Origin of the sequence: Streptomyces sp. NPDC057474 (assembly GCF_042802555.1) — a bacterium.
Classification (GTDB): domain Bacteria; phylum Actinomycetota; class Actinomycetes; order Streptomycetales; family Streptomycetaceae; genus Streptomyces.
Genome location: NZ_JBHVDX010000118.1, coordinates 23,868 through 30,404, shown reverse-complemented (window position 1 = coordinate 30,404; position 6,537 = coordinate 23,868). Strand labels below are relative to the sequence as shown.

At 71.5% G+C, this 6,537-nt stretch carries 5 protein-coding genes; 4 read left to right on the top strand and 1 reads right to left on the bottom strand.

Annotated elements, in window-relative coordinates; genetic code table 11:
- Positions 1-32 precede the first annotated feature (32 nt).
- From ACFU53_RS28330 to cyc2, 3 genes are all read left to right on the top strand, one after another.
- Positions 33-677, top strand: coding sequence for a hypothetical protein (locus tag ACFU53_RS28330; RefSeq protein ID WP_383998223.1), 645 nt, complete (start codon positions 33-35; stop codon positions 675-677).
- Complete coding sequence (locus tag ACFU53_RS28325) at positions 670-1,848, top strand: damage-control phosphatase ARMT1 family protein (protein WP_383998221.1); 1,179 nt, start codon at positions 670-672, stop codon at positions 1,846-1,848. The genes ACFU53_RS28330 and ACFU53_RS28325 overlap by 8 nt, the downstream gene beginning before the upstream one ends.
- Positions 1,849-2,081: 233 nt before the next feature.
- The gene (gene cyc2 / locus ACFU53_RS28320; protein ID WP_383998218.1) at positions 2,082-4,289 is read left to right on the top strand and encodes a germacradienol/geosmin synthase Cyc2; all 2,208 of its coding nucleotides are present in this window, start codon (positions 2,082-2,084) and stop codon (positions 4,287-4,289) included.
- A gap of 65 nt (positions 4,290-4,354) precedes the next feature.
- On the opposite strand, the gene ACFU53_RS28315 is transcribed toward cyc2, so the two are convergent.
- Positions 4,355-5,119 (bottom strand): hypothetical protein, encoded by a 765-nt coding sequence (locus tag ACFU53_RS28315; RefSeq protein WP_383998215.1) that lies wholly within the window; start codon positions 5,117-5,119, stop codon positions 4,355-4,357.
- A 118-nt stretch (positions 5,120-5,237) separates the two neighbouring features.
- Here ACFU53_RS28315 and ACFU53_RS28310 point away from each other — a divergent pair, with 118 nt between their 5' ends.
- A complete protein-coding gene (locus tag ACFU53_RS28310; protein WP_383998234.1) occupies positions 5,238-6,110 on the top strand; it encodes a LysR family transcriptional regulator in 873 nt (290 codons plus the stop codon).
- Positions 6,111-6,537: the final 427 nt, after the last annotated feature.

Genomic DNA, 6,537 nt, shown 5'->3' with positions numbered 1-6,537 from the left:
GGCGCATGTACGTCGGGCGTTAGCGTATGCGTATGTCGTCAGAGAAGTTCGAGGGATCCGGGCCGGCCGCGGGGCGGGTCGGGGGACCGGCCGAGGAATCCGGCGGAGCCCCAGCCTTGGTGGTGTGCCCCCGCTGCGGGGCCTCCGGCTCGTCCGTGCGCACGGTCCCCGATGCCTGCGCCGCTCCCGACTCCCCGATCTCTGGTCTGTCCGACCGGCTGGCGAAGGCACCGGGCGCCGATTCGAGATTCGACAGCTTCATGCACTTCTTGGAAGGCATGGCCCTGGCCGGCGTCGGCGCGGGCCTTGCCTACAACGGCGTACAGGACGACAGGCCCCTCTTCACGGCCGGCGGCGCGGTCCTGGCCGTCCTCCTCTGCGTCGGTACCCTCTGGGTGATCCGCGGCGAGTCCCGCGAACGCGCCGCCGTCGCGGCGGGGCTGCCCCGAGCCGACCATCTGTGGCAACCCGCCCACTACTGCGCTGCCTGCGAGTCCGTGTTCTACCCCACCGGCAGCCCATGGCCGGGCCCGCTGACGACGGACCAGTTCAAGAAGTACGTATGGACCGAGGCAGGCTTCGACGAGCAACTCGACGAGCAGCTGAAGAAGGTGGAACTCCCGCCCCGAACACCCTCCGGCCCCGCCGCTCCGGGAGGAACCCACGACCATGCCTGACGTTCCCGCCCCCGCCCCCGCCCCCGTCATCCGCGGCGACGACCCGGCCTCCTTCCCGCACGGCGTCCTCGCCGAACGGCACCCCGCCCTCATCCGCAAGGTCCAGGACGCCACCCCCTACGGCCCCGAACAGCGCCGAGCCCTGGACGAGTTGCTGCAGAACACTCTCCACGGGACCGTCGAACCACCGGCCGACGACGACTGGTGGGACACCTGGAACGTACGCCGTTACGCCGGCCGCTCCTGGTTCTCCCTCCCCTTCCTCGCCGCCGAGAGTTGCTTCTACCGCCAACTCCTGCGTGCCGTCGGCTACTTCGGCCCCGGCCCCTGGCAGGGCGTGGACCCCTTCCGCCCCTTCAAGCTGGCCGAGCTGGAGACCCCCGAGGCGGCCGCCGAACTCACCGCCCTCGGCCCCCTGTCCGAAGAGCCCCTCCCGGACCAGCTGAAGGCCCTCCTGCACGGCTCCCTCTGGGGCAATCGGGCAGACCTAGGCTTCCGCATCCAGACGGCCGAGGAGAACACGACGGCCGCGGATGCCCAACTGGTGGCCGACGACAGCGAGTTGCTGCTGTCATCGCTGACGGACGCGGGCTCGCGCCCCGACGGCGGAACACTCTGCCTGGTCGCCGACAACGCGGGCCGCGAACTGATCCCCGACCTCCTCCTCATCGACCACCTCCTCACCCACGGCCACTTCGACCGTGCCGTCCTGCACCTGAAGCCGTACCCGTACTTCGTCTCGGACGCCACCACCGCCGACACGCTCGACGCCGTACGCCACCTGGTGTCCGCCAGGACCGACGCCGGGAACCGCCTGTACTCCGCGCTCTCCGAAGGCCGCCTGACCCTTCGCGCCCACCCCTTCTCCTGCGCCCCCCTGCCCTACGCGGACATGCCCCCCGACCTCCACGACGATTTCGCCGCCGCGGACCTGACCCTCCTCAAGGGCGACTTGAACTACCGCCGCCTGGTCGGCGACCACCTCTGGCCCCCCACCACCCCCTTCACCGAGGTCACGTCCTACTTCCCCGGCCCGGTCGCGGCCCTGCGCACCCTCAAGTCCGACGTCATCACGGGCCTGACCCCGGAGACGGAGACCGACTTGGTGGCAGCCGAGGGACAGAGCTGGCGCACGAGCGGCACCAGGGCCCTCATCCAGGCCAGAACCTGACGGAGCGGGGACGCACTGGCAAAAAGCGGGGCGTAGCCCCCGCTTTCAGGGGCGCGGGGAACTGCGCGACCAGCCCCCGCCGGACCCGCACCTTGGGGGTCGAAGGGGCGCAGCCCCTGGGGGATGGGACGGGTAGGGGCGGCGGGGGCGAGAAAACCGCCCGGATTCACGCGATGGTGTGATCATGTGTCCCTGTCCGGATGCCCGCCCGAGGCCACGGGTAGGGCCCGGCCATGACGCAGCCGTTCGAACTCCCGCACTTCTACATGCCGTATCCCGCGCGGCTGAACCCCCACCTAGAAGAGGCCCGCGCCCACTCCTGCGAGTGGGCGCGGAAAATGGGCATGCTGGAGGGCTCCGGCGTATGGGATCAGGCGGACCTGGAAGCGCACGACTACGGTCTGCTGTGCGCGTACACCCATCCCGACTGCGACGGTCCGGCGCTCTCGCTCATCACCGACTGGTACGTGTGGGTGTTCTTCTTCGACGACCATTTCCTGGAGCTCTTCAAGCGTTCCCAGGACCGCCCCGGCGGCAAGGCCCACCTCGACCGGCTCCCGCTCTTCATGCCGCTGGACCTCTCCACCCCCCTGCCGGAGCCGCGGAACCCCGTGGAGGCGGGCCTCGCCGACCTCTGGGCGCGAACGGTGCCGTCGATGTCGATGGACTGGCGCCGCCGTTTCGCCGTGGCCACCGAGCATCTGCTCAACGAGTCGATGTGGGAGCTGTCCAACATCAACGAGGGCCGGATCGCCAACCCGGTCGAGTACATCGAGATGCGCCGCAAGGTCGGCGGCGCGCCCTGGTCGGCCGGTCTGGTCGAGTACGCGACCGCCGAAGTACCGGCGGCCGTCGCGGGGTCGAGGCCCCTCAGGGTCCTGATGGAGACGTTCTCCGACGCCGTCCACCTGCGCAACGACCTGTTCTCGTACCAGCGGGAGGTCGAGGACGAGGGCGAGAACAGCAACGGCGTGCTCGTCCTGGAGACCTTCTTCGACTGCGGCACCCAGCAGGCCGCCGAGACGGTCAACGACATCCTCACCTCCCGGCTGCACCAGTTCGAGAACACCGCGCTCACCGAAGTGCCCGGCCTCACCCTGGAGAAGGGCCTCACCCCGGACGAGGTCGCAGCCGTCGCGGCGTACACGAAGGGCCTGCAGGACTGGCAGTCCGGCGGCCACGAGTGGCACATGCGGTCCAGCCGCTACATGAACGAAGGGGCAGCCTCCTCGCGCGGCCCGCTCGACTTCGGCGGCGCGGCCCTCTCCGGCCCCGCGCTGGTCGCCCGGCCCGGGTTCGGCACGTCCGCCGCCGACGTGGGGGCGCTGCTCGCGACCGCCGCGGCGGAACGGCTGCGCGCCCACATGCATGTGCCGTACGAGAAGGTCGGTCCTTCCCGACTCCCTGATTTCTACATGCCGTTCAAGGTGGAACTCTGCCCGCACCTGGACGGCGCCCGCCCCCGCCTCACCGCCTGGATGCACGCGATGGGCATGCTGAGCGAGGGTGTCTGGGACGAGGAGAGGCTCGCCGCCGCCGACCTCCCGCTCTGCTCGGCCGGCCTCGACCCGGACGCGACACCCGAGCAACTCGACCTCAGTTCCCACTGGCTGGCCTGGGGCACCTACGCCGACGACTACTACCCCCTCGTCTTCGGCCACCGCCGCGACCTCGCCGCCGCGCGCCTGACGACGGCCCGGCTCTCCGACTGCATGCCCGTCGAGGGGGAGCAGGTCCCGGTCCCGGTCAACGGCATGGAACGGGGCCTCATCGACCTCTGGGCGCGTACGACGGCGGGGATGCCCCCCGACGAGCGACGCGGTCTGAAGGAGTCCGTCGACAAAATGACGGAGAGCTGGGTGTGGGAGGTCTTCAACCAGATCCAGAACCGCGTCCCCGACCCGGTCGACTACCTGGAGATGCGGCGCGCCACCTTCGGCTCCGACCTCACCCTCAGCATGTGCCGGATGGGCCACGGTCCGCAGATCCCGCCCGAGGTCTACCGCAGTGGTCCCGTCCGCTCACTGGAGAACGCGGCCATCGACTACGCGTGCCTCATCAACGACGTCTTCTCGTACCAGAAGGAGATCGAGTACGAGGGCGAGGTCCACAACGCCATCCTCGTCGTGCAGAACTTCTTCGGCTGCGACTACCCGACCGCGCTCGGCGTCATCCACGACCTGATGACCCAGCGGATGCAGCAGTTCGAGCATGTCGTCGCCCACGAACTCCCCGTCGTCTACGACGACTTCGCACTGTCGGAGGAGGCGCGCGCCGTCATGGGCGGCTATGTGACCGACCTGCAGAACTGGCTGTCCGGCATCCTCAACTGGCACCAGCGGGTCGACCGTTACAAGCCCGAGTTCCTGGCCCGCCGGGCCCATGGCTTCGTCCCGGACCGCCCACCGGTCCTGTCCTTCGCGCCGATGCACGCGCGCTGAGCCGACGCCCGGTTCAAGTCGGCCGAACCCCCGCCCGGTTCGCTTCGGCCGGATCCCTGCCCGGTTCACGCCGGCCGACTCACCGCCGCCCGGGTCGCGTGTTCGACCGCGGCCCGGGCGAACGCCCGCACGACCGGGTGCGGACGGCTTCCGTCGCCGGCCAGCTCCGGCTGGAAGAGCGTGGCCAGGAAGAAGGGGTGGCCGGGCAGTTCGGCGATCCGGACGTGCCCGTCCTCGTCGTGCCCGGAGAACCGCAGACCGTGCGCGCGCAGGGTGTCGAGGTGCCGGGTCGGGCCGTACGCGCAGAAGTACCGCTCGACCGAGCGCTCGGTGTTCATCACCAACTGCGCGAGCGAGCCGGGCTCGACGACGACCGTCGCCTCGTGCCCGACCAGGGAACAGGCGAGCGGCTCGATGAGGAAGTCCTCGGCGTCGGGGTCGGTCTCGGCGTGCGCGACCCGGGTGAGGCCGCACACCTGACGTGCGTACTCCAGCAGGGCGTGCTGGAAGCCGCCGCACGTGCCCAGGAACGGGATGCCCTCCTCCCGCGCGGTCCGGATGGCGGAGAGCACACCGGCCTCGCTGCGGTACGGGCTGCCCGGCACCACCCACACCGCGTCGAAACCCCGCACGGCTCCCGCGTCGGCGGCGGCGTCCTCGGAGGGGACCCAGTACGCGTCGAGGACGAGCCGATCGCGCCCGGCGAGGGCGTCGAGGAGAAGCGGGATCCGGCTGTGGGAGACGACGTCGGGGGAACGGTCGCCGACGATCGCGAGCCGGGCGGACCGGGCGGTGGCGGGAGATGCGGGCTGAGCCGCGTTGTTCGTCATGTCCGTCATCCTGGGCGCGACCCCGACTTCACGTCCAACGATGATTTCTGCAGCCTCGATAAGCTCTGCTGATGGACCGCCGGTGGGCCCGCCGATGACCTGCGCGATCCTGTCCGTCATGGATCCGCATCTGCTGCGTACGTACGTCACCGTGGCCCGGCTCGCCTCCTTCTCCGAGGCGGCGCGGGAGTTGGGCTACACCCAGTCCGCGGTGTCCCAGCACATCGCCGCGCTGGAACAGGATCTGGGCGCCCCGCTACTGACCCGGCGCCCCGTCGTCCCCACGGCAGCGGGCGAGCGGCTCCTCGAACACGCCGGACCCCTGCTGCTGCGCCTGGACGCGGCCCGCGCCGACGTCGTACGGATGGCGGCCGCGCCCGAGCACGGGCTGACGCTCGCGGCGACCCCGACGGCACTCGGCCCCCGTACGATCGCCGCGCTGCCCGCCGCCGGGGTGACCGTGCGGACCCTCGCCCGCGACGAGATCCCGGCGGCCGTCGCGACAGGCGCGGCGGACCTCGGCCTGGTCGACGGGCTCGCCGCCCCCAGCGACCCCCTCCGGCTCCCCGACGTGGCACCCCTGGCCACCCGGGGCCTCGGGGAGGAACCCGTCTGCGTGCTCCTCCCCGCCGGTCACCCCCTCGCCCGCCGCCCCGGGCTCCGCCTCACCGACCTGGTCGACGCCCGCTGGCTCGACGCCCCCGGCGCGGGCCTCCCGCTGGACCGGCTCCGCGCCACGAGCGGCACCGGCGGCGTCCGCACGGCCCTCCGCTACGAAGGCACCGACCTGCGCACCCTCACGGCCCTCGCCGCCGCCGGACACGGACTGACCGTCCTGCCCCGCGGATTCGCCACCGACGTCCCCGGCGCGGTCGCCGTCCCCCTGGTCGAGCCACGCCTCGTGCACCGCACGGAAATCGTGTACGGCGCAACGCCCGGCGGAGCGGCCGTGGCCCTGGTACGGGAGCTGACCGGGCCACAGACGATGTGACGGCTCGATGTGACGGCTCGATGTGACGGTTCGGTGTGACGGTTCGGTGTGACGGGGCGTCAGTCTTACTCTTTCGTGGCTTGTCGTGCCGTGGTGCGCCGGGTAGGTCTCCGGCGGAGGCGACACCATGGAACAGGTCGCGTCGAGACCCAAGCCCATGCCGGGCCAGGAGTCCGGCGGCGGCCGCCCGCCCGGCGGAGGCGGGGTGGTGCGGCCGAGCGCCTCCCTCTGACCTCCACTTGCGGGCGGTCCGGTCCACGCGCGCCCCACCCCCACCCTCGGCGTCGAGGTCGTCGACGCTCCCGGAGGCACCGCCGGCAGCGGCGCGCTCGTCGTCGGTGTCCATGTCCCCGGCCCCGGCTACAACGCGGGCGGTCCGTGGCGAAGTCGTCCTCGCCCTGGGCGGGACCCGGACACTCGTCGTGCG

Bases quoted from the DNA above. Each gene is read 5' to 3' on its own strand.
- ACFU53_RS28330 (WP_383998223.1), top strand. From the start codon at position 33: ATGTCGTCAGAGAAGTTCGAGGGATCCGGGCCGGCCGCGGGGCGGGTC.
- ACFU53_RS28325 (WP_383998221.1), top strand. From the start codon at position 670: ATGCCTGACGTTCCCGCCCCCGCCCCCGCCCCCGTCATCCGCGGCGAC.
- cyc2 (WP_383998218.1), top strand. From the start codon at position 2,082: ATGACGCAGCCGTTCGAACTCCCGCACTTCTACATGCCGTATCCCGCG.
- ACFU53_RS28315 (WP_383998215.1), bottom strand. From the start codon at position 5,119: ATGACGAACAACGCGGCTCAGCCCGCATCTCCCGCCACCGCCCGGTCC.
- ACFU53_RS28310 (WP_383998234.1), top strand. From the start codon at position 5,238: ATGGATCCGCATCTGCTGCGTACGTACGTCACCGTGGCCCGGCTCGCC.